Annotated in this window: 17 protein-coding genes; 4 read left to right on the top strand and 13 right to left on the bottom strand. The window is 68.9% G+C overall.

What is annotated here, in order from left to right; translation table 11 throughout:
• Positions 1–106: 106 nt before the first annotated feature.
• Positions 107–1561: an argininosuccinate synthase gene (gene argG, locus QQM39_RS08850; protein WP_302003523.1), complete on the bottom strand. Its 1455-nt coding sequence runs from the start codon at positions 1559–1561 to the stop codon at positions 107–109.
• Between the two features lie 426 nt (positions 1562–1987).
• Between argG and acnA the strand changes: the two genes are divergently transcribed.
• The gene (acnA, locus tag QQM39_RS08845) at positions 1988–4705 is read left to right on the top strand and encodes an aconitate hydratase AcnA (RefSeq protein ID WP_301996147.1); all 2718 of its coding nucleotides are present in this window, start codon (positions 1988–1990) and stop codon (positions 4703–4705) included.
• A gap of 237 nt (positions 4706–4942) precedes the next feature.
• Here the strand turns inward: acnA and QQM39_RS08840 are convergent, their stop codons facing one another.
• A complete protein-coding gene (locus QQM39_RS08840) occupies positions 4943–6283 on the bottom strand; it encodes an IS630 family transposase (RefSeq protein WP_301996146.1) in 1341 nt (446 codons plus the stop codon).
• Between the two features lie 1141 nt (positions 6284–7424).
• Between QQM39_RS08840 and QQM39_RS08835 the strand changes: the two genes are divergently transcribed.
• Both QQM39_RS08835 and QQM39_RS08830 read left to right on the top strand, forming a co-directional pair.
• Positions 7425–8507 carry a helix-turn-helix transcriptional regulator gene (locus QQM39_RS08835; RefSeq protein ID WP_301996145.1) on the top strand — a complete coding sequence of 361 codons (1083 nt, stop codon included), beginning with the start codon at positions 7425–7427 and terminating at the stop codon, positions 8505–8507.
• Positions 8508–8540: 33 nt separating this feature from the next.
• On the top strand, positions 8541–9299 hold the full coding sequence (locus QQM39_RS08830; protein ID WP_301996144.1) for a thioesterase II family protein: 759 nt from the start codon (positions 8541–8543) through the stop codon (positions 9297–9299).
• Between the two features lie 7 nt (positions 9300–9306).
• Here QQM39_RS08830 and QQM39_RS08825 read toward each other — a convergent pair whose 3' ends face one another.
• The 5 genes from QQM39_RS08825 to QQM39_RS08805 all read right to left on the bottom strand — a co-directional run bounded on the left by QQM39_RS08825 (position 9307) and on the right by QQM39_RS08805 (position 12814).
• Entirely contained in the window at positions 9307–10089 is a 783-nt protein-coding gene (locus tag QQM39_RS08825; RefSeq protein ID WP_301996143.1) for a phosphotransferase enzyme family protein, read from the bottom strand.
• Between the two features lie 70 nt (positions 10090–10159).
• Entirely contained in the window at positions 10160–10468 is a 309-nt protein-coding gene (locus QQM39_RS08820) for an inner-membrane translocator (RefSeq protein WP_301996142.1), read from the bottom strand.
• Between the two features lie 10 nt (positions 10469–10478).
• Positions 10479–11861, bottom strand: a complete 1383-nt coding sequence (locus tag QQM39_RS08815) for an MFS transporter (RefSeq protein WP_301996141.1) — start codon at positions 11859–11861, stop codon at positions 10479–10481.
• Positions 11862–11936: 75 nt separating this feature from the next.
• Positions 11937–12350, bottom strand: coding sequence for a cytochrome P450 (locus QQM39_RS08810; RefSeq protein WP_301996140.1), 414 nt, complete (start codon positions 12348–12350; stop codon positions 11937–11939).
• A gap of 47 nt (positions 12351–12397) precedes the next feature.
• Positions 12398–12814: a hypothetical protein gene (locus tag QQM39_RS08805; RefSeq protein ID WP_301996139.1), complete on the bottom strand. Its 417-nt coding sequence runs from the start codon at positions 12812–12814 to the stop codon at positions 12398–12400.
• Between the two features lie 7 nt (positions 12815–12821).
• Between QQM39_RS08805 and QQM39_RS08800 the strand changes: the two genes are divergently transcribed.
• Positions 12822–13106, top strand: coding sequence for a hypothetical protein (locus QQM39_RS08800; protein ID WP_301996138.1), 285 nt, complete (start codon positions 12822–12824; stop codon positions 13104–13106).
• Between the two features lie 48 nt (positions 13107–13154).
• Here QQM39_RS08800 and QQM39_RS46115 read toward each other — a convergent pair whose 3' ends face one another.
• From QQM39_RS46115 to QQM39_RS08765, 6 genes are read right to left on the bottom strand one after another with little or no spacing between them, the layout of a single operon-like run.
• Entirely contained in the window at positions 13155–15647 is a 2493-nt protein-coding gene (locus QQM39_RS46115; protein ID WP_367668914.1) for an aminotransferase class I/II-fold pyridoxal phosphate-dependent enzyme, read from the bottom strand.
• A gap of 32 nt (positions 15648–15679) precedes the next feature.
• Positions 15680–16702: a 4-hydroxyphenylpyruvate dioxygenase gene (gene hppD / locus QQM39_RS08785; protein WP_301996137.1), complete on the bottom strand. Its 1023-nt coding sequence runs from the start codon at positions 16700–16702 to the stop codon at positions 15680–15682.
• 49 nt (positions 16703–16751) lie between these two features.
• A complete protein-coding gene (locus tag QQM39_RS08780) occupies positions 16752–16982 on the bottom strand; it encodes an MbtH family protein (protein ID WP_301996136.1) in 231 nt (76 codons plus the stop codon).
• 32 nt (positions 16983–17014) lie between these two features.
• Positions 17015–17806 (bottom strand): CoA-transferase subunit beta, encoded by a 792-nt coding sequence (locus tag QQM39_RS08775; RefSeq protein ID WP_301996135.1) that lies wholly within the window; start codon positions 17804–17806, stop codon positions 17015–17017.
• Positions 17803–18627, bottom strand: a complete 825-nt coding sequence (locus QQM39_RS08770; RefSeq protein WP_301996134.1) for a CoA transferase subunit A — start codon at positions 18625–18627, stop codon at positions 17803–17805. The genes QQM39_RS08775 and QQM39_RS08770 overlap by 4 nt, the downstream gene beginning before the upstream one ends.
• A gap of 45 nt (positions 18628–18672) precedes the next feature.
• Positions 18673–21792 carry an amino acid adenylation domain-containing protein gene (locus QQM39_RS08765; RefSeq protein ID WP_301996133.1) on the bottom strand — a complete coding sequence of 1040 codons (3120 nt, stop codon included), beginning with the start codon at positions 21790–21792 and terminating at the stop codon, positions 18673–18675.
• Positions 21793–21963 lie beyond the last annotated feature (171 nt).

Raw genomic sequence — 21963 nt, 5'->3', positions numbered from 1 at the left:
TGGAGAAAACCGGCGAGGCCGGCTCGACGCTCGCGGCGTCGAGCCGGCCCCACCGGTCCGTGGTCCGTCCCCTCAGGGCACCGAGCCTCCGCTCGGCGTGGGCCGGTCAGTCCGTGCCCGACTCCATAGCGGCACGGTCCAGCAGGGCGTCCTGTTCGGAGACCTCGCCGCGGGAGGCGATGGCCTCGGCGCCGCCCTCGGGCATCTCCGTCATGGTGCCGATCAGCCCGGTCGCGGCCGCCTGGGAGGCGCCGACGGCGGGGCTGCCGGTGCCGATCAGGCCGAGGCCGACGTACTGCTCCAGCTTGGCGCGCGAGTCGGCGATGTCCAGGTTGCGCATGGTGAGCTGGCCGATCCGGTCCACCGGGCCGAACGCCGAGTCCTCGGTGCGCTCCATCGAGAGCTTGTCCGGGTGGTAGCTGAACGCCGGGCCCGTGGTGTCGAGGATCGAGTAGTCCTCGCCGCGCCGCAGGCGCAGGGTGACCTCGCCGGTGACGGCCGCGCCGACCCACCGCTGCAGCGACTCACGGATCATCAGCGCCTGCGGGTCCAGCCAGCGGCCCTCGTACATGAGGCGACCCAGGCGCCGGCCCTCGTTGTGGTACTGGGCGAGGGTGTCCTCGTTGTGGATCGCGTTGACCAGGCGCTCGTACGCGGCGTGCAGCAGGGCCATGCCCGGCGCCTCGTAGATACCGCGGCTCTTGGCCTCGATGATCCGGTTCTCGATCTGGTCCGACATGCCCAGGCCGTGGCGGCCGCCGATGGCGTTGGCCTCCATGACCAGGTCGACGGGGGAGGCGAACTCCTTGCCGTTGATGGTGACCGGGCGGCCCTGCTCGAAGCCGATCGTCACGTCCTCGGCGGCGATCTCGACCGAGGGGTCCCAGAACCGCACGCCCATGATCGGCTCGACGGTCTCGACGCCGGTGTCCAGGTGCTCCAGCGTCTTGGCCTCGTGGGTGGCGCCCCAGATGTTGGCGTCGGTGGAGTACGCCTTCTCCGTCGAGTCCCGGTAGGGCAGGTCGTGGGCGACCAGCCACTCCGACATCTCCTTGCGGCCGCCGAGCTCGGTCACGAAGTCCGCGTCCAGCCAGGGCTTGTAGATCCGCAGGTTCGGGTTGGCCAGCAGGCCGTAGCGGTAGAACCGCTCGATGTCGTTGCCCTTGAAGGTCGAGCCGTCGCCCCAGATCTGGACGTCGTCCTCCAGCATCGCCCGCACCAGCAGCGTGCCGGTGACGGCACGGCCGAGCGGCGTGGTGTTGAAGTACGCCCGCCCGCCCGAGCGGATGTGGAACGCCCCGCAGGTGAGCGCGGCCAGGCCCTCCTCGACCAGCGCCGCCCGGCAGTCGACCAGGCGCGCGACCTCGGCGCCGTAGGTCTTCGCGCGGCCGGGCACCGAGGCGATGTCGGGCTCGTCGTACTGGCCGATGTCAGCGGTGTAGGTGCACGGGACGGCGCCCTTGTCGCGCATCCAGGCGACCGCGACCGAGGTGTCGAGACCGCCCGAGAAGGCGATGCCGACGCGCTCGCCGGTGGGGAGGGAGGTGAGGACCTTGGACATAGGAAGAGTATGCATGATTGCGCATGATCATGCAAAGGGCTGTGTGGAAGGCCTCTCTTCGGCGGGGTTGAGGGCTCTCGCGAGGTGAGTCCGAGTCGCGCGGGGCGGGCCGGCGGGAGTCGATCTGGAGGATTCGCCCTCGCCGGGCGTACTCATCGATGCCGGCCTGGAGGGCGTGTGGCAGTCATGGAAGGCATCGCGCGGGGTCGGGCGACACGCCCCTGACGCGCGCGACAGGGAGGTCGGGCATGACCATCCCGGCCCCATGTACTAGAGTTATCTCGACATCGAGATATCTGCCCGAGGTGCACCGCAGCCGCCACCCCGGTAAGGGTTACCTAACTTAGCCTTACCTTAGCGGATCGGCCGAGACGCCGTGGCGGCAGGATCGTGGTGAGTACGCGCACATCAATGAAGGAGACTGTCGTGTCGGCGAACAGCTTCGACGCCCGCAGCACGCTGCAGGTGGGCGACGAGTCGTACGAGATCTTCCGGCTGGACAAGGTCGAGGGCGCCGCGCGCCTCCCTTACAGCCTGAAGGTGCTGCTGGAGAACCTCCTCCGCACCGAGGACGGCGCGAACATCACCGCCGACCACATCCGCGCCCTCGGCGGCTGGGACTCCCAGGCCCAGCCGTCGCAGGAGATCCAGTTCACGCCGGCCCGCGTGATCATGCAGGACTTCACGGGCGTGCCCTGTGTCGTGGACCTCGCGACCATGCGTGAGGCCGTGAAGGCCCTCGGCGGCGACCCGGCCAAGGTCAACCCGCTCTCGCCGGCCGAGATGGTCATCGACCACTCCGTCATCGCCGACAAGTTCGGCACGTCCGACGCCTTCAAGCAGAACGTCGACCTGGAGTACGGCCGCAACAAGGAGCGCTACCAGTTCCTGCGCTGGGGCCAGACCGCGTTCGACGACTTCAAGGTCGTCCCGCCCGGCACCGGCATCGTCCACCAGGTGAACATCGAGCACCTGGCCCGCACGGTGATGGTCCGAGGCGGCCAGGCCTACCCCGACACCCTCGTCGGCACCGACTCGCACACCACCATGGTCAACGGCCTCGGCGTCCTCGGCTGGGGCGTCGGCGGCATCGAGGCCGAGGCCGCGATGCTCGGCCAGCCGGTGTCGATGCTCATCCCGCGCGTCGTCGGCTTCAAGCTCACCGGCGAGCTGCCCGCCGGCACCACCGCCACCGACCTCGTGCTGACCATCACCGAGATGCTCCGCAAGCACGGTGTCGTCGGCAAGTTCGTCGAGTTCTACGGCGAGGGCGTGGCCGCCACCTCCCTCGCGAACCGCGCCACCATCGGCAACATGTCGCCGGAGTTCGGCTCGACCGCCGCGATCTTCCCGATCGACGACGAGACCATCAAGTACCTGAAGCTCACCGGCCGCTCCGAGCAGCAGCTCGCGCTCGTCGAGGCGTACGCCAAGGAGCAGGGCCTCTGGCTGGACCCGAAGGCCGAGCCGGACTTCTCCGAGAAGCTGGAGCTCGACCTGTCCACGGTCGTTCCCTCCATCGCCGGCCCGAAGCGTCCGCAGGACCGCATCGTCCTCGCCAACGCCGCCGAGCAGTTCAAGCTGGACGTCCGCAACTACGTCGACGTCGTGGACGAGGCCGGCCAGGAGTCCTTCCCGGCCTCCGACTCTCCGGCCGTCGCCCCGAACGGCGCCCCGTCCAACCCGGTCCCCGTGACCGCCCCCGACGGCTCGACGTACGAGATCGACCACGGTGCGGTGACGGTCGCGGCCATCACCTCCTGCACCAACACCTCCAACCCGTACGTCATGGTCGCCGCCGCGCTCGTCGCGAAGAAGGCCGTGGAGAAGGGTCTGACCCGCAAGCCGTGGGTCAAGACCACCCTCGCCCCGGGTTCGAAGGTCGTCACCGACTACTTCGACAAGGCGGGTCTGACGCCGTACCTGGACAAGGTCGGCTTCAACCTCGTCGGCTACGGCTGCACCACCTGCATCGGCAACTCCGGCCCGCTGCCGGAGGAGGTCTCCAAGGCCGTCAACGACCACGACCTCGCGGTCACCTCGGTCCTCTCCGGCAACCGGAACTTCGAGGGCCGCATCAACCCCGACGTCAAGATGAACTACCTGGCGTCCCCGCCGCTGGTCGTCGCGTACGCCATCGCGGGCTCCATGAAGGTGGACATCACCAAGGACGCCCTCGGCACCGACCAGGACGGCAACCCGGTCTTCCTGAAGGACATCTGGCCCTCCGAGGCCGAGGTCAACGACGTCGTCGCCAACGCCATCGGCGAGGACATGTTCTCGAAGTCGTACGAGGACGTGTTCGCCGGTGACGCCCAGTGGCAGGCGCTGTCGATCCCGACCGGCGACACCTTCGAGTGGGACGCCGAGTCGACCTACGTCCGCAAGCCCCCGTACTTCGAGGGCATGACGATGGAGACCACCCCGGTCTCCGACATCACGGGCGCGCGCGTCCTGGCCAAGCTGGGCGACTCGGTCACCACCGACCACATCTCCCCGGCCGGCGCGATCAAGGCCGACACCCCCGCCGGCAAGTACCTCACCGAGCACGGTGTGGAGCGTCGTGACTTCAACTCCTACGGCTCCCGCCGAGGCAACCACGAGGTCATGATCCGCGGTACGTTCGCCAACATCCGCCTGCGCAACCAGATCGCGCCGGGCACCGAGGGCGGCTACACCCGTGACTTCACGCAGGAGGGCGGCCCGGTCTCCTTCATCTACGACGCGTCGCAGAACTACCAGGCCGCCGGCACCCCGCTGGTCATCCTGGGCGGCAAGGAGTACGGCTCCGGCTCGTCCCGCGACTGGGCCGCGAAGGGCACCGCGCTGCTCGGCGTCAAGGCCGTCATCACCGAGTCGTACGAGCGCATCCACCGCTCGAACCTCATCGGCATGGGCGTCCTGCCGCTGCAGTTCCCGGCGGGCCAGTCGGCCGACTCGCTCGGCCTGACCGGCGAGGAGACCTTCTCCATCACGGGCGTGACCGAGCTGAACAGCGGCACCACCCCGAGCACGGTCAAGGTCACCACCGACACGGGCGTCGAGTTCGACGCGGTCGTCCGCATCGACACCCCCGGTGAGGCCGACTACTACCGCAACGGCGGCATCATGCACTACGTGCTGCGCCAACTTGCCGGTTCTTGACCTGACGTGAACGAGCGCCCTGCCCCTGCATCTCGCGCGCTGGGGCAGGGCGCTCGCGCGCGACGGGGCGGAAGACGCGCCTGCGAGCATGGTCGCAGGCGATCTGTTCCCGGAGCGGAGCTGCGCATCCTACGACGAAGAAGAACCCCGCACCTGGTAGCAGGTGCGGGGTTCTTCTGTCCTTGCGAGCTTGTGGCGAACGACCGCCGCTAGTGTGCTGCGCCAGAAATTTCGCGCTTAAGTGTCTTGCTGGTTTTCGGTGGTCGGTGGGTTGATCTTGGTGAGGTAGTCGGCCAGGGATTTGAGGATCTCGTCAGCGGTCTTTGTCCAGGTGAACGGCCGTGGGTTGTCGTTCCAGGTGTCGATCCATGCCTTGATGTCGCTCTCGAGGGCTCTCACGGAGGTGTGGACGCCTCGGCGGATGAGCTTGTCGGTCAGCAGGCCGAACCACCGCTCGACCTGGTTGATCCAGGAGGAGCCGGTCGGGGTGAAGTGGACGTGGAAGCGGGGGTGCTTGCCCAACCACGCCTTGATCTCAGGGGTGTTGTGGGTGGCGTAGTTGTCGCACACCAGGTGCACGTCGAGCTCGCGTGGCACGGCCTTGTCCATCGAGGTCAGGAACTTCTTGAACTCCACGGCCCGGTGGCGGCGGTGGAGTTCGCCGATGACGGTGCCGTCGGCGATGTTGAACGCGGCGAACAGACTCGTGATGCCGTGCCTCAGGTAGTCGTGGGTGCGCCGCTCGGGCATCCCCGGCGTCATCGGCTGGGAGCGGTCCAGTGCCTGGATCTGACTCTTTTCGTCCACGCAGAGCACCACCGCCTTCTCGGGCGGGTTGTGGTACAGCCCGACGACGTCGACGACCTTCTCCACGAACAGCGGGTCGGTGGAGAGCTTGAAAGAATCCTGCAGGTGCGGCTTGAGGTCGAACTTCTTCCAGATCCGGCCGATGGTGGACTTCGACAGCCCGGTGCGGTTGGCCATTGCCGCGCGCGACCAGTGGGTGTCCTTGCCCGGGGCGGACTCCAGGGTCGCGATGACCACGTCCTCGACCTGGTCGAGCAGGATCGAGGGCGGCCGGCCCGGCCGCGGCTCATCCTGCAGACCGTACAGACGCTTGGCGATGAACCTCGCCCGCCAGCGGTTGACCGTTCCCGGCGCGATGCCGAGTTCGGCGGCGACCTGCTTGTTCGTCCCGCCCTCGGCGCAGCGCAGCACGATCTTGGCGCGCAGCGCGAGAAACTGCGCGGTCTTCGCCCGCCTGGCCCAGCGCGTCAACTGCGCGCGCTCGGCCTCGGTCAAGACCAACTCTCCCTTGCGCCGGCCCGGCCGCGGATCGTCCGCCAGGCCCGCCAGCCGGTCAGCCGCGAACCGGGAGCGCCACTTGCGCACCGTCGCCACATTCACGCCCAAGTCAGCGGCCACCTGGCTACTTGACGCACCGTCCGCACAGGCCAGAACGATCTGCGCACGCTCGGCCAGACGGGCTCCTGTCCCGCCTGCCGCCCGGTGTGACAACTCGATGCGCTCGTCCTCGGAGAGCACGATCTCGACAGCCCGCGGACCTCGATGCGACATGGAAACAGCATACGGACTTACAGTCGAAATTTCCGGCGCATCACACTAGGCGATGTGCTGCAGCTGCGTGTCGTCGCCGTCGCTCAGCCGGAGGGTCGCGACGATGCGATCGACCTGCTCCGAAGTCAGCGGAGGAGCATCTCCCGCCGACGGCCGAACGCTGACCCTCTGACGGGGTATCAAATCTGACCTTCTTGGTGATCTTCGTCTGATCCTGACCTTGTTGATCAAGGTCAGGAGGAAGAGGTGATCCTTGTGGAGGACTGGGCAGAGATCCGCCGGTTGCACCGGGCTGACCGGCCACCGGCCGCACCACCCCGGCCGGTGCCACCGCCGCGGCCCCGGCCGCGGCGAGCTCGTCCAGGAGTTCCTCCCGCCCGATCCACGCGAACTCCCACCGCTGCCGGGCCTGAACCGCCACCGCTTCGGCCTCCCGCAGCCGTGACTCCGCCTCCTCCTACACCTCCCGGGCCCGCGCCTCCCGCTGCTCCATCAACGCGATCACCGACGCCATCGACCACCTCTGCCCGAATCCTCCGGCAATAACACCTCGATCATGAAGAAACCGCAGCTCTTCGAGCTGCGGTCCGGTTGGCCATCACGTTCTCACACCGACGCAGCCCGCAGCCCCGTACCGGAACCGAATCCACCAGCGGGTCCCCTTTGTCAGGACAACGGCTTCTTGGATGTCAAGCTAAATGCCCATATATGTGCCGTGATGCGGATCATAGGAATCTGAGAAGAGGTGTGTTAGAAACTTCAAGATCCAAGATTTGCCGACAAGGCTCCGTTATCCCCCCACCTGCACGAACGGAGACGCCGTGTCCCTGCTTGTCTCCTTTTGGAGATGCCACCCTGCTGTGCCGACCGGCAATCGACATCACGCCTTCGGTGGCCTCTGGCTGCTTCCTCCCCTCTTCAAAAGTCAGGACGAGTCGGCATGCTTTTTACTTCTTTGAGTGATCTCGCCTCGGTTCCTTTCCGATGCCTCTCTGGTGGTTCGGCCGGTAGCGGTTGTGATCTTTATCAACGCATTAAGCAAGCTACTTTCGAATGGACGGAAGGGCGACCTGGACGCGGCTTCGATATGCTGACCAACTCCCTCGGGGGAGCGTCAAGAAGCCCCGCATGCAACTGTGAAGTGAACCTCAAGATATTGCTTGCCTTTGGTTTCGCGGACATTCGGGAGTTGGACCGGGCGTGGAAAATTCTGTACGGCCAGGTTTTGCGCAGCCCGCATGACCAGGAGAGCGGCCTGGTGCAAATTATGGCAGCACGGTCCCTGCTCGCCTACGCGAGCGGGGAAACTGACGTCGCGGCCGTGCTGAGCAGAAGGATGCTGGAGCGCATCAAGCAGCCCTGCCCGTCGTCGACTTTTGCGCATTTCCTGCTCACCTTGATCAGTCTGCGCAACGGTGATCTGAAGGCCACGTCGTCGTACGTCAAGGAACTCACCGATGACGCGCTCATGGGGCGAACCTGTGGCTGGGTAGGTTATATCGCCTGGGCGACCGCGCAAGTACGGGAAGCGAAATACGGTGCCGCGGCCGCGGCGCCGCTCGTCGAGGAACTCGTCGACTTCGGTCCGGTCAGCCGAAGAGTGCTCGTCTCTCAGCCCGATGCCGCGGCATGGCTTGTGCGGTTGGCTCTGAAAACCGACCAGAAGGCGCTGGCTCGGCAGGGAGCGGAGGCGGCGCAGCGGCTGGGCAGGGACAACCCGCAGTTCCGGTCGCTGGTCGCGGCGGCCTCGCATGCGAAGGGACTGGATGCCCAGAACCCGGATTACTTGTGGCGCGCTGTCGAAACGCACAAGGACCCGTGGGCGCGGGCGTCCGCTCTGGAGGACATCGCTGTACTTCTGCACCGCCGGCGACAGGGCGTGGAGGACATCGCCCCGGTTCTGGAACGGAGCGGCGACGCCTATCTCGCGGTGGGCGCATTCCGTGACGTCCTGCGCGTCAAGAACCGCCTCTGGAATCTCGGCGTAAGGAGCCGCACTTCTCGTTGGCCGACTCTCCCCAGCAGCGAGGTCAAGAACCTGACCAGGTCCGAGACCGCGGTCGCCGAACTGGTGGCTCAGGGACTCACCAACAGCCAGGTCGCCTCACAGCTTTCCCTCTCTCGCCACACCGTGGCCTTCCACCTGCGGAAGGTCTTTCTCAAGATGAGCGTCACCTCGCGCATAGAGCTCGTCCGGGTCTGGGACGACACCGTCGCTCGCTGAGGGAAATCGTCGACGAAAAGGAGATGAGCGGGCATGTCGACTGCCAAGCCGGAGCATGATGCGTGGATACGGCGTTTCCATCCGGCGCCGGAAGCGCGTACCCGTGTGCTCTGTCTTCCCCATGCGGGCGGATCGGCCAGTTACTTTTTTCCGCTGTCTGCGGCCCTGTCTTCCTCCGTAGAGGTCTGTGCTGTGCAGTATCCAGGGCGCGGGGAACGCCTCAATGAGAGCGCAGTGAACAGTCTGGAGGCGTTGGCCGATCAAATCGTTGACGCGATTTCTTCGCTGCGGGGTCGTCGTCTGGTGTTGTTCGGGCACAGTATGGGCGCGGCGCTCGCATTCGAGATCGCCAGGCGTCTCGAAGCCCAAGGTGATGCACCATCCGCCCTCTTTGTCTCCGCGCGCCGTGCCCCTTCGCGACCGCGTGCAGAGCGGTTTCACCTCCTGAGCGACATCGATTTGCTCAAGGAGATCAGGAGATTGAACGGGACGGACTCCGAGGTTCTTGCCGACGACAGCGTACTGAGCCTTTTCCTTCCGGCCATCCGAAGCGACTTCACAGCCAGTGAGACGTATTCCTGTGCGCCTGGTTCCGCGCTCACCTGTCCCATTTTCACCTTCTTCGGTGACCAGGACACAGATTTGACACGTGATGATCTGGAGGCGTGGCGGGACCACACTGCTGGCGATTTCGAATTGAGGGGATTCCCCGGAGGTCACTTCTACATCGGTGATCAGGTATCGGCAGTCGCCGAGGCTGTCTTGGCGAGAATCCAGCCCGATGATCGCTGACGCCGCCTCAGCCGGCGAGCAGGGCGTGCGCCCACTGGTCTTCGCGTCGCTCGATGTACTCGGCGTCGCTTTGCCACGCGTCGCCGTGGCCTGAAGCCCACAGAGTCGCCCAGGGCTGGACACCCTGGGCGACCTGGTCGCGCAGGAAGTCGTGCATGGAACGTGTCCGGCGCCCCAGCAGAGGGACCAGCCGACGGCGTTCGGCTTCATCGAGGCCGTAGGCGTCGGCGAAGACCCGCAGTCGGGCTGCCGCGTCGCGGCGTTGCCAGTCAGGATGCGCGGACAACGGCACGACACCGTGCAGGGCATACGCGACGTCCCACAGGCGGGAACCGGGGCCGGCGGCGTCCCAGTCGATGAAGGCCCACGGGGACTCGTCCGCGACCACCAGGTTCCACGGGGCCAGATCGTGATGGGCGATGATGTCGCAGCCCTCGGCGGGGATCAGCACCTGCCAGTGAGCGTCGGGCGGGGCCGTGAAGCCCTGCACCGCATCGTGGAAGTCCCGGATCAGCCGTGCCACGCGGGCCAGTTGCCGAGCGGGTTCCAGCAGAGAGAACCGGTCGGGCCAGACCACATGCCCCGGCACGAAGGTCAGGGCCTCGCGGCCCTGGTCGTCGATGCCCAAAGGACGGGGTGCCGCATGGAATCCCACCTCGTGCAGGTGGGTGAGCAGGGCATGCACTGCGGGAGTCCACAGTCCGGCTGGACGGCGGACGGTGTCTTCGACTCGAACGACACCGTCGCTGACGTTGCCGCCGGACAACGGCTGTTCTTCGGCATGCTGCACCGAACCAGTGTGTCCGATCAGGCCGCCATGACCACCTTGTCGAAGAGGGGCACCAGGGAGACGCGGAAGCTCAGGGCCAGTACTCCAGTGTGTGGACCGCCAGGAAACCGCAGAGCGTCAGTTGCAGCGCCCCGATGCCGCCGTGCCCGATCCGCAGCAGCACGACGGCCGTCACGCCGAGTGCCAGGGTCAGGGCGCCGAAGCCCAGCACCGGCGTCCAGTCCGGGGACGGCGTGCCGGAGTAGGCGTTCGTCCGGCCCAGTCTCCGAGCGGCGATCACGATGGCGGCCAGCAGCGCGGCCGCGACGTCCGCCACCAGTATGAGGAACAGGAGACAACCTCCGGTGAGAGCACTGTTTCCGTCGGCACGTTCGGGCATGGCTCGACGATCACCCGGAATCCACCCTTTCGAACGGTCCGTGGCCGACCCGTGACCCAGGCGTACCCCGCTCTTCATGGGCCTCTCCGGTCCGGCGGCCTCTCACCGGGGGCGCGGTCGAGGAGGCGGCGTCCGCCAGGACCGGGAGCGCGGCGACCGTCCGGACGTGGGAGAGGAGCAGGGAGCAACTGGCCAGCATGATTCCGGCGGCGCCGAGGACGAGGACCGGCAGGGTGCCGAGCCAGTTGCCGAGTGCGCCGCCGAGGAAGGCTCCGGCGGGTGCCACGCCCATGACCACCATGCGGATCGACGCGTTCATCCGGCCCTGGAGCCGGTCGGGAGTCAGGGCGGCGCGCAGACTGCGCTGGTTGACGTTGTAGACGATCACTATCACGGAGTTGACGAAGTACACGATGACGATGATGAAGGGGGCGGACCAGGAGGGAACCAGGGCAGTGGCGGGGATCAGCAGCGCGGCCACACCTGCCGAGAGCAGCGAGCCGACGAGCGTGCGGCCCAGGCCGAGGCGGCGGCTCACCCGTCCGGCGATCAGCGCCCCGGTGAGGGCCCCGGCACCGGACGCGGAGAAGACCAGGCCGATGGAGAAGGCCGGCAGGTCCAGGGTCCGGGTGAGGAAGAGCAGCAGGACCGGCTCGATGACGAAGGTGAAGAAGTTGAAGATCATGGTGGCCAGGACGATCCTGCGGATGGTGGGGTGCCCGAAGACCGCCTGGACGCCCTCGCGTACCTCCTGGAACATGCCCGGCCGCCGGTCGTGAACCTGCCGCTCCGGCTCCCGGTGCCGGATGCGGAAGGTGAACGCGGCGGACAGCAGGTACGCCGCCGAGTTGAACATCAGCGTCAGGGGCGCTGAGACCAGTTGGAGCACCACTCCGCCCAGCGCGTTGCCGCCGATGTTGGAGGCGGAACTGCTCAGCTCCAGCTTGCTGTTGCCCTCGATCAGTTGGTCGCGGCCGACGAGCGAGGGCAGGTACGACGTACTGCCGATGTCCGAGACGACGGTGCAGCACCCGATGAGGAGCGCCACGGCGAGGAGCAGGGGGACCGACAGGACGTCGAGGAACCAGACCACCGGAACGGCCATGAGCAGACCGGCGCGGGCGATGTCACTCGCGATCAGCAGGGGCAGCTCTGACCGGCGGTCGAGCCAGACGCCGGCGGCCAGGCTGATGACCAGGTAGGGCAGGTACTCCATCGCCACGAGCGAGCCCATCTCCAGCGGTGTGGCGTGCAGCGTGCGGCTCGCGATCAGAGGCACGGCGATCGCGGTGATCTTGGCGCCGAAGAGCGACGCCGTCAGCCCGAACCAGAGGTTGCGGAAGTCCGCGTTCCGCCACAGCCCCGGCTGGGGTCCCGAGGTGCGCCGGGACATCAACTCACCTTGCCTCTGTGCGGATCACGCGTACACCGGGATCGCCGTCCTGCCCTTTCACATCCCAAGGAACGCTCACTCCAGGACACGCACCGACGCGCGCGGCTCCAACTGGACCGGCAGCGTACGGAATCCATTGACGACGATGGAGTCCAGGCGTTCGGCCTGCTCGTACTGGACGATCCGGTGCACCTGGCCGGTCAGCTCCTGGAGCACGGCCCGGATCTCCAGCTTGGCGAGCTGGACGCCGATGCAGTGATGGGGCCCGCTGCCGAGCGAGAGGTGCCGGTTCGGCGTCCTGGTCAGGTCGAACCTGTCCGCGTCGGTGAACTCGTCCGGATCCCGGTTGGCCGAGGGCAGCCACAGCACCACACGGTCACCGCGGCGGATCCGCTGCCCGCCGATCACCGTGTCCTGGCGCGCGGTCCGCACCAGGTGCGTGGCGCTGGCCGTCCACCTCAGGATCTCGTCCACGGCGGTGGGAATCACCCGGCTGAAATCGTCCCGGAGCAGGGCCCACTGGTCCGGGTGGTCGATCAGGGAGTGAATGCCGCCGGCCAGCGCGAGGCGGACGTTCTCGTGCCGCCGACCAACAGGTTGTCGCAGTTCAGCACCACCTCTTCCATCGGGAGGAGCCGTCCCTCGAACTCGATTCCGGCCAGCACACTCACCAGGTCGTCGCCCGGTTGCTCCCGGCGCTTCTTCGCGAGGGAACTGCAGTATTCGAGGATCTCCAGGTGCGCGATAGTGCGCTCGACCGCGGTCGTCGCGCAGAAGGCGTCCATCGACCAACCGGTGACCGCGGCCCGGTCGTTCGCGGGGATGTCGAAGAAGGTCCACACCACTTCCAGCGGAAGTCTCGCCGCGACCTCGGTGACGAAGTCGACACGGGAATTCGATACGGCGTCGGACACGATGCCGCGTGCGGCGGCCTCCATCGACTCCGTCAGCAACCGGAGATTGCGAGGAGCGAACCAGCCGGCGACCGCGGAACGCAGGGTGGTGTGCCGCTGCGTCGTCGGACAGCGCGAGGGTCTTGTCGCCGCCCGGATCGCCGCCTTGCGCCACCGGCCGGAGCAGGATCCCGGACGACGAGGTGAACGTGTCCGCGTCGCGGAGAACGGCCTTGATGTCGGCGAACCGCGTCAGAGACCAGATCGCGCCGAACTGTCCGGCATCGTGGTGGACGACGGGGCGTTCTCGCGCATCCACAGCCAGACCTCGAAAGGGTTGCCGGTTTTGTAGGTCGCGCCTTCTACGAGTGAACTGATGTCGTGTTCCATGCGGTTGCCCTCAGATTTCCGAAACGGCCGGAACGGCGCGGCACGACGTGATGAATCGCGCGAGACGGGCGACCCCTTCGACAATGTCCGGCGGCGAGAGGTAACTCACCGAAAGCCGCAGCGCATTCTCCCCGCCGCCGTCCGGATAGAAATAGGACATAGGCGTCCAGATGACACCGAACTTCTCCGCGGAGCGGGCCAAAGCCGCTTCGTCGGCTGCGAAGGGCACCGTCACGGTCAGGAAGAAACCGCCCGAGGGCCTGTTCCAGCTGACACCCAGCGCGGTCCGCTCCGGCAAGGGGAAGGCCGCGTCGAGCTGCTCCAGCACGGTCCGCATCGCGTCGCCGTAACGGGCCGCCGCCTCTACGCCGTGCTCCGTGGCACGGCCGCCCTCGGCGAGCAGCATGCCCGCGACGACGGCCTGCGTCACCGGTGACGTGTTCACCGTCACCATGCTCTTGAGCTTGGCGAGTTCGTCCGCCAGCAGCACGCGCGCACCCGTCGTCTCGTCCACGACGGTCTGGTCCGCGACGGCGAAGCCGACTCGGGCACCCGGAAAGAGAGTCTTGGCCAGCGAGCCCAGGTGCACGACCCGCCGGTCGCGGTCGAGGGACTTGAGAGTCGGCAGCCGCTCGCCAGGGCTCACCAGCCGGTAGGGGCTGTCCTCCAGGAGGAGGATGTCCTCTTGGGCCGCCAGGTCGAGCAGTTCCCGTCGCGTGGCGAGGGGCAGCGTCGCCCCGGACGGGTTGGCGTGGTCGGGGACCAGGTAGAAGGCGCGGGGCCGGCGTCCACGCGCCCGCTCCCGTCGGACGACCGCCCTCAGGTCGGCGCAGCGCAGTCCCTCCGGGCCCTCGGGGACCGCGGTCACCTCGGCGTCGAGCAGCCGTGCCGCGCCGGTGGCGCCGACGTAGCAGGGACTGGAGACGAGCAGGACGTCCTCGGGAGCCGAGATGAGGGCGCGGATCGCCAGGAGGATCGCCTCCTGGCAGCCGACCGTCACGACGACGGACTCCGCCGGGATGTCGATGCCCTCGTGTTCGCGCAGCCAGTCGGCGATTACCTCGCGGATCTGGCCGGCCGTGGGGCCGTACTGGAAGAGAGCGGAGCGCACCTGGCCGGGCGAGGCACCGCCGGCCTCCAGGTGGTCGAGGTAGCGGCGCAGGCTCTTGAAGACGTCCTCGGTGTCGAAGAAGCCGTCGTAGGGACGGCCCGGAGCGAACGAGACCGCCGCGGGGTAGCGGTCGGTGATCTCGTTGAGGAAGGTCATCGTGTCGAGCAGCGGGTCCCGCAGACTGCCGTGCAGATCCGCCTTCCGCAGGTCGTGAGCGGATTGCGGAGCGGGCGGGGGCGGGACGGAGTTGGCGCGCGGGCCGGGAAGCGCGGGGTCCGAGGCGGTGGAGCCGGACATATGGGGTGGCGTGGCAGGGGCACGCGGGCCGAGCAGGGCCGGAGCCACCTCGCTCTGCGGGCCGAGCAGGGCCGGAGCCACCTCGCCGGTCGAGGACGTGCCGGTGAGGATCATCGCTTCCGCCAGCTCACTCGCCAGGATGTCCAGCACATGCTGGGCGCCGACCTCGCGCGCCACGGTCAGGCCGTGCAGGACGGGCCGCCCCACCAGCACCCCGTCGGCACCGGACGCCAGAGCCGCCAGGATGTCGGACCCGCGGCGCACGCCGCTGTCCAGGAGCACCGGGCAGGCGCCCGCGACCGCCGCCGCGATCTCGGGCAGCACGTCCAGCGTGGCCGGGGCGCCGTCCAGCTGCCGTCCGCCGTGGTTGGACACCACGACGCCGGTGGCCCCCGCGGCCAGCGCCAGCCGGGCGTCGGACGCGGTGAGCACCCCCTTGACCAGCACCGGCAGCGCGCTGACGCCCCGCAGCCACTCGACGACCGACCAGTCGAGAGCGGGGGCGAACTCGGCGCGCGCGTGGTCGCCGGGCGAGGAGAACTCGCCGTCGGGAAGGTTGACGGGCCCGATGTCCTCGGGGAGCCGGAAACGGTTGCGCAGGTCCCGGTGACGGCTGCCCAGGATGGGGGCGTCGACGGTCAGGACCAGGGCTTCGAAGCCGGCGCTCTCGGCGCGTGCGACGAGGTCCCGCGTCAGGGAGCGGTCCTGGAAGCAGTACACCTGGAGCCACAGCGGGCCGCCGGCCGCCGCCTTGATGTCCTCGAAGGTGCGGCTCGCGAACGTGCTCACCACCAGGGGCACTCCGGCGGCCCCGGCGGCCTGCGCGGTCGCGACCTCGCCGGCCGGGTGGGCCAGCCGGTGGTAGGCCATGGGGGCGACGGCAAAGGGGGTCCGCCAGGTGCGGCCGAGGACCGTGGTCGCGAGGGAGGGCCGGTCCGTGCCGGACAGCGCTCGCGGGAACAGCCGTACCCGGTCGAAGGCCGCCCGGTTGGCGGCGAGCGTCCGTTCCTCGCCGGCGCCGCCCTCGATGAAGTCCCAGACACTCCCCGGCAGCATCGTGCGGGCCTGTCCGGCGTAGTCGGTCAGGGTGAACATGTTCACGGCTGTGGCGCGACCGGCAGAGGCGGTCACGAGGCGGCGAGCCGGTCGCGCTCGACGGCCTCGTACAGGGCCCGGATGTTCGCGCTGCCGAACCCTCGCGAGCCCTGACGCTGAATCAGCTCGAAGAAGAGGGTGTTGCGTTCGTACGGTGACTTGGTGAACAACTGCATCAGATGCCCCCACTCGTCGCTGTCGGCCAGCACCTGCGCGTCCTGTAGGTCCTCGATCCGGTCCGCCAGGTCGGGCAGCCGGTCGCTGAGCATGTCGTAGTAGCTGTCCGGCGTGCTCAGGAACTCCACGCCCCCGTCCTCCCGGAACCGGCGCACCGCGGAGACGATGTCGTCGACGAGGAACGCCAGATGCTGCACTCCGGGCCCCCCGTTGCGCTCCAGGAAGGCTTCGAGCTGGCCGGCCTCCTTGCCGGGGTCGGGTGCGACCAGGGTGAAGGTGACGTTCTCCGACGCGCTGCGCACCACGACGGAGTCCATGGCCTGCCCGCCGAGCGCCACGTACTCGGCCGAGTAGTGCGTGAAGGCGAAGGCGTCCCGGTAGAAGTCGGCGTACTCGCCGAGTCGGCCGCCCTCGACGCAGACCGCGATGTGGTCCAGCAGCCGGACGGTCTGCGGCGGCCGCGGGACGGAGGCCGCGACCGGCATCCAGCGGCCGGTGGGCGGAGTCCGGCCGGGGTCGCCCTCGGCCACGGGCAGCAGGGTGTGCCGTACGTCCCCGAACCCCGACACGACGGGCGCGCTGTAGGGGGAACCGAGGTCGGCCGCACCGGCCGCCACCGCGCGCCCCACGGCCGCCGAGACGTCGTCACAGGTCAGGGCTATGTCCGCGACACCGTCCCCGTGCTTGTCCAGGAAGTCCCGCACCGCCGGTCCCGACGTCACGGCGAGCCGCAGGTCGCCCTGCCGGAGCAGGGTGGAGCTGCGATCGTCGCCCTGGGACTCCGCGATCGGCGTGAAGCCCAGGCCGGCGAAGTAGTCGGTCGTGGACGCCCGGTCCTGTGTGTAGAGGTCGAGATACGCGATGCCGTGAACAGTCATGGGGTCTCCGTACGTTGTGGGGGGCTGCGTCGGCCGGGGGCCGCGACCGCTACCGGTCGCCCTCGGCGGCCGCGCTCATGGCGCGTACGAGGCTCGCGGGACGCATGTCGGTCCACTCACGCTCGATGTAGTCCAGGCACGCGGCGCGGGGAGCCGGGCCGTGCACGGTGCTCCAGCCCGCCGGGACGTCGGCGAAAAGGGGCCAGAGCGAGTGCTGGTTCTCGTCGTTGACCAGTACGAGGAACGTGCTGTCCTCGTCGTCGAAGGGGTTGTCGGCCACAGCGTTTTCCTTTCTCCGGAGGGTGAGGTCCTTCAGCGCTTCGCGGCGCCGTCCGCGTTCTTCAGGGCGCGCAGCGCGGCGAGTTCCTCGCGGGTGGGCGGTTCGGTGACGCCCAGGGGGTCGGCGACGCGGAGGTCCCAGCCCGTCGCGGCCCGTACCTGGTCGACCGTCACTCCGGGATGCACCTCGGTGAGGACGAGTTCCGCCGTGGCCGGATCCGGCCGCAGGACGCCCAGGTCGGTGATGACGGCGACCGGCCCGGCGCCGGGCAGCCCGAACCTCTTGCGGTCACCGGGTCCCGAGCCGTGGCCGAAGGTCGTCACGAAGTCCGCCTTCGCCACGAAGTTGCGGGTGGTGTGCCGCACCACGATCAGTACACCGCCGCAGTGCGCGGCGATCTCGGGCGCGCCGCCGGCGCCGGGGAGGCGTTTCTCGGGCAGCTCCGGCCCGCGGTCCACGGCGGTGCTGTTGATGTTGGCGAACCGGTCCACCTGGGCGGCGCCCAGGAAGCCGATGTCGATGCGGCCGCCCTGGATCCAGTAGTTGAACATCTCCGGCATCGGGATCACCAGGTCCGCGGTCTCCGCGAGTTCGCCGTCGGCGATGGAGAGCGGCAGCCGGCTGGGCTTGGAGCCGATGACGCCCGACTCGTAGATCACGACGAGATCCGGATGGTACGTCCGGCGGGCGAGGTTGGCCGCCGTGCTGGGGATGCCGACGCCCGCCAGACAGGTCCTGGCCCCGGCCAGCGCTCGGGCGGCGCAGACCTCCATCAGCTCGTCCCCGGTGACGTGGGTCTGCTCAGCGGTCGATGTCCCGGTCATCGAGCGGTCGCCCCCTCCGTGCGCAGGATGTTCTCCTCGACCCAGTTCCCGAAGACCGCGCGGTCTCGGGACACCTCGCTCCACGCCCGGTAGTAGTCGTTGTCGCGGCTGCTGTATCCGGCGGCGTACGACGGGTGGGCGCCGCCGGGGACGACCGCGACGGCGTCGACGACCCAGGCGGGCAGGGTGATCGCGCCCGGAACCGGAGTGAGGCGGTCGACCAGCTCCTCCACCGTGACCAGCACCCGGTCGGCCGCGAGGACCGCCTCCTTCTGCACCCCGAGCAGACCCCAGAGCTGGACGTTGCCGGCCCGGTCGGCCCGCTGGGCGTGGATGACGGTCACATCCGGGTTGAGGGCGGCGACCGCGGTCAGCTCCTCGCCGGTGAACGGACAGACGACGGGGGCGACGGACTCGGTGCGGCCGGCGATGTCGTTGCCCCGGTAACCGCGCAGGACGGCGAACGGCAGCCGTGAGGCGCCCGCGACATAGCGGTTCACCATGCCGGCGTGGCTGTGCTCGTCCAGTTCCAGCGGGCGCGGCCAGCCGTTCTCCACCGCGTCGCGGAACCGGTGCAGCGAACCCACACCGGGACTGCCGCCCCAGGAGAAGACGAGCTTTTGGGCCGCCCCCACGCCGATGAGCTGGTCGTAGAGGAGGTCCGGGGTCATGCGCACCAGCGTGAGGTCGGTCATACCCTGGCGGATGATCTCGTGCGCGGCGCGAAAGGGGATCAGGTGCGTGAAGCCCTCCAGGGCGACGGTGTCGCCGTCGTGGATCAGCTTCGCCACGGCGTCTCGCAGATCGTGGATCTCAGACATGGTCCTCGCTCGGGTGCGGTGTGGTCGAGGGAGAGGCCGCCGCGCTCACGCCGGACCGAGCCGGTCTGCGTGCACACGGGCCAGGCCGACGGGGGTGGGGGTGTGGAAGACGTCGCGGAGGGTGATGTGGGTGCCGAGCTCGGTCTGGGCGCGGGCCGCGAGCCGGACGGCGAGGAGGGAGTCCCCGCCGAGCGTGAACAGGTTGTCGTCGATCCCGACACCGGGGACACCGAGGAGGTCGGCGAACATGCTGCACAGCGCCTCCTCCTGTGGGGTGCGGGCGGGGCGAGAGGTGGTGAGGGCGGTGAAGTCGGGAGCGGGCAAGGCCCGCCGGTCGAGTTTCCCGTTCGGGGTCAGCGGGAGTGCGTCCAGGACCACACACACCGCCGGGACCATGTACTCGGGCAGCCGGCCAGCCGCGAACTCCCGCACCTCCACACCGTCCAGCGCGGCGGTGCCCTGGGCGGGGGTGAGGTAGGCGGTCAGTCGGCGGGGGCCGGTGGGTTCCTCGTGGACGGTGACGGCGGCCTGCGCGACCTCCGGATGGCGTAGCAACGTGGCTTCGATTTCGCCGGGTTCGATGCGGAACCCGCGGATCTTGACCTGGTCGTCCGCCCGCCCCAGGTAGTCCAGCAGCCCATCCCGCCGCCTGCGCACCACGTCCCCTGTGCGGTACATGCGCTCGCCCGGTGCGAAGGGACAGGCCACGAACCGCTGAGCGGTCAGTGCTGGTCGCCGGGCGTATCCGCGGGCGAGCCCCGCGCCGGCCAGGTACAGCTTGCCGGGCACACCCGGCGGGACGAGACGCAGAGCGGAGTCCAGGACGTACAGGCGGGTGTTGGCCACGGGCCCGCCGATCGGGACCGGGCCCTGAGGGGTGACGTCACGGCACACCGTCACGTCCACGGACGCCTCGGTCGGGCCGTAGAGGTTGTGGACCGGCACATCCACCATCGCGGTCAGCCGGCCCACGGTGGACGCGGACAGGGCTTCCCCGCTGCACATCACCCACCGCAGACTCGTACACCCGGCAGCCGTCGGTTCCTGGGCGAAGACCTCCAGCATCGAGGGCACGAAATGCGCCCCCGTCACCCCTTCGGCGGTGATCAGCTCGGCGATGTAGCGAGCGTCACCCTGCCCGCCGGGCCGTGCGAGTACCACCGCCGCGCCCGCAGCCAGCGGCCACAGCAACTCCCGCACGGACACGTCGAACGTGACCGGCGTCTTGTGCAGCAACCGGTCCCCGGGCCCGACGGGGAACTCGGCCTGCAACCACGACACGTAGTTCACGACCCCTCGGTGCGGAACCACCACACCCTTCGGCCGGCCTGTCGACCCCGAGGTGTAGATGACGTAGGCGGGATGCTCCGGCCGTACCGCCACCGAGACCTCCGCGGCCGGCTGTGCGGCGATCTCGGTGGCCGCGGGACCGTCCAACGCCACCGCCCGCACGGGCAGTTCGTCCGCGGCGGCGGTCGTGGTCAGGACCAGCGCGGGACGGGAGTCCTCCAACATGAACGCCGTCCGCTCCGCCGGATACGCGAGGTCCAGCGGCAGATACGACGCCCCCGCCTTCAGCACCCCCAGGATTGCCACCACCATCTCCACACTCCGCGGGACGGCGATCGCCACCACCCCCTCCGGACCCACACCCCGCCCCCGCAGCCAGTGCGCCAGCCGGCTCGCCCGCGCGTCCAATTCCGCGTAGGTCAGCGGCTCTTCGTCCTCGTCCGGACTCACCACTGCCACCGCGTCCGGCGTCGACGCGACCTGGGCCCGCCACAACTCCACCCAGCTGCCCCCCGGCACCTCGCACTCCGTGTTGTTCCACCCCTCAAGCCGCTCATGCTCACCCTCCACCAGCAGGTCCACCGACCCCACCCGCATCCCCGGATCAGCCACCACCTGCTCCAGCACCCGCAGGAACCGCTCCTGATGCCCCCTCACACCCACCCCGTCCCACAGCTCGGGATTGGCGAGGAACGACACCAGTACTCGGTCGCCGCTGACGCAGAAACCCGTCATCAGGTCGACCGGGCAGGCGAAGAAGATCTCCCGCTCCGTGCGAGGGCCGTCGAAGTCCAGGTCGCCGCCGGAGATGATGTTCACGGTGATGCCCGGCAGCTCCTGGCCCGCCGAGGTCGTGCCGATCTCGCGCACGAGGTGTTCGTTGCGGAAACGCTGGTGGCGCATCACCCGGCGTACCTCCTCTGCGGCTTGCCGGGCGAGTGCGGTGAACGGTGCCTGGCTGTCGATGCGCAGACGCAGGGGCAGGATGTTCGACAGCACGCCCGGAGTGGCCTGGGCGACGGGGCCCACGCGGGCGCTCACCGGCAGGTTCAGCACGACGTCCGCCGTGCCGTTCATCGCGCCGACGTACGCCGCCATCGTCGCGATGAGCACGGCGGAGCGCCGCACCCCGGCCGCGTCGGCCGCCCGGTTCAGCCCGGCCAGCCCGATGCTCACCTGGTCGGCGCGCACACAGCCGCGGGTCACCTCGGCCGCGTCCCAGCCGACGCCCGGCCCGCCGGTCAGCAGGGACGGGCTGAGGCCCTCCTCGGCCCGCTCCAGCCAGAACCGCCGGTCGGCGGCGTACTCGTCGGACTCCTGGTACGCCAGCTCCTCGTCGACCAGGCCGGCGAGGGAGCCGTATCCGGGGTCCGGCACCGCCTCGCCGCGCACCAGGGCGCGGTAGACCTCCGCGACCCGCCGCTCGACGAGGGAGAACGCCGAGATGTCGCCCATGATCTGGTGATACTGCTGATGCCACCGGAAGTGGTCCGGGCCGAGGACGAGCAGCGCGTAGTGGAACAGCGGCCCACGGTCGGTGGGATAGGCACGGTTCCAGTGGGTGTCGACCCAGGCGTCGGCCGCCGCGCGCGGATCGTCCGCGCCGCGCAGGTCGACGACCGTCAGATCCCATGCGAGCGACGGATCCGCCACCTGCCGCACCAGCGGGCCGTCGGAGACGAAGTACGTGTGCAAGGAGTCCGTCTCCGAGACCACCCGCCGCAGCGCGGCCTCGAACGCCCACAGCTTCAGCGGGCCGAATATCTCCCGCTCCACCGACGCGATGCGGGGATTTCCCAGGATCTGCAACGAGAGCCAGATCTCCAGTTGCGCGGCGGTCAGGGGCAAGGCGGTGTGCTTGTCCAGCTCAGGCATGGCACCTCGTCTCTTTCGCGTGCCTACCGGACCGACAGTGGCACGGGCCGCCGGCACCACACATCACCTGAGTGAGTAGTCGGCGACCACTACCAAGGCTGGTGATGCGGCGATGCACCGGCCCGACCCTAGACTGCCGAAATCCCAGCACAGCGGGCATGCCGCAGAGTC

Origin of the sequence: Streptomyces sp. DT2A-34 (genome assembly GCF_030499515.1) — a bacterium.
GTDB lineage: Bacteria > Actinomycetota > Actinomycetes > Streptomycetales > Streptomycetaceae > Streptomyces.
This window is presented reverse-complemented; position numbering and strand designations above follow the sequence as displayed.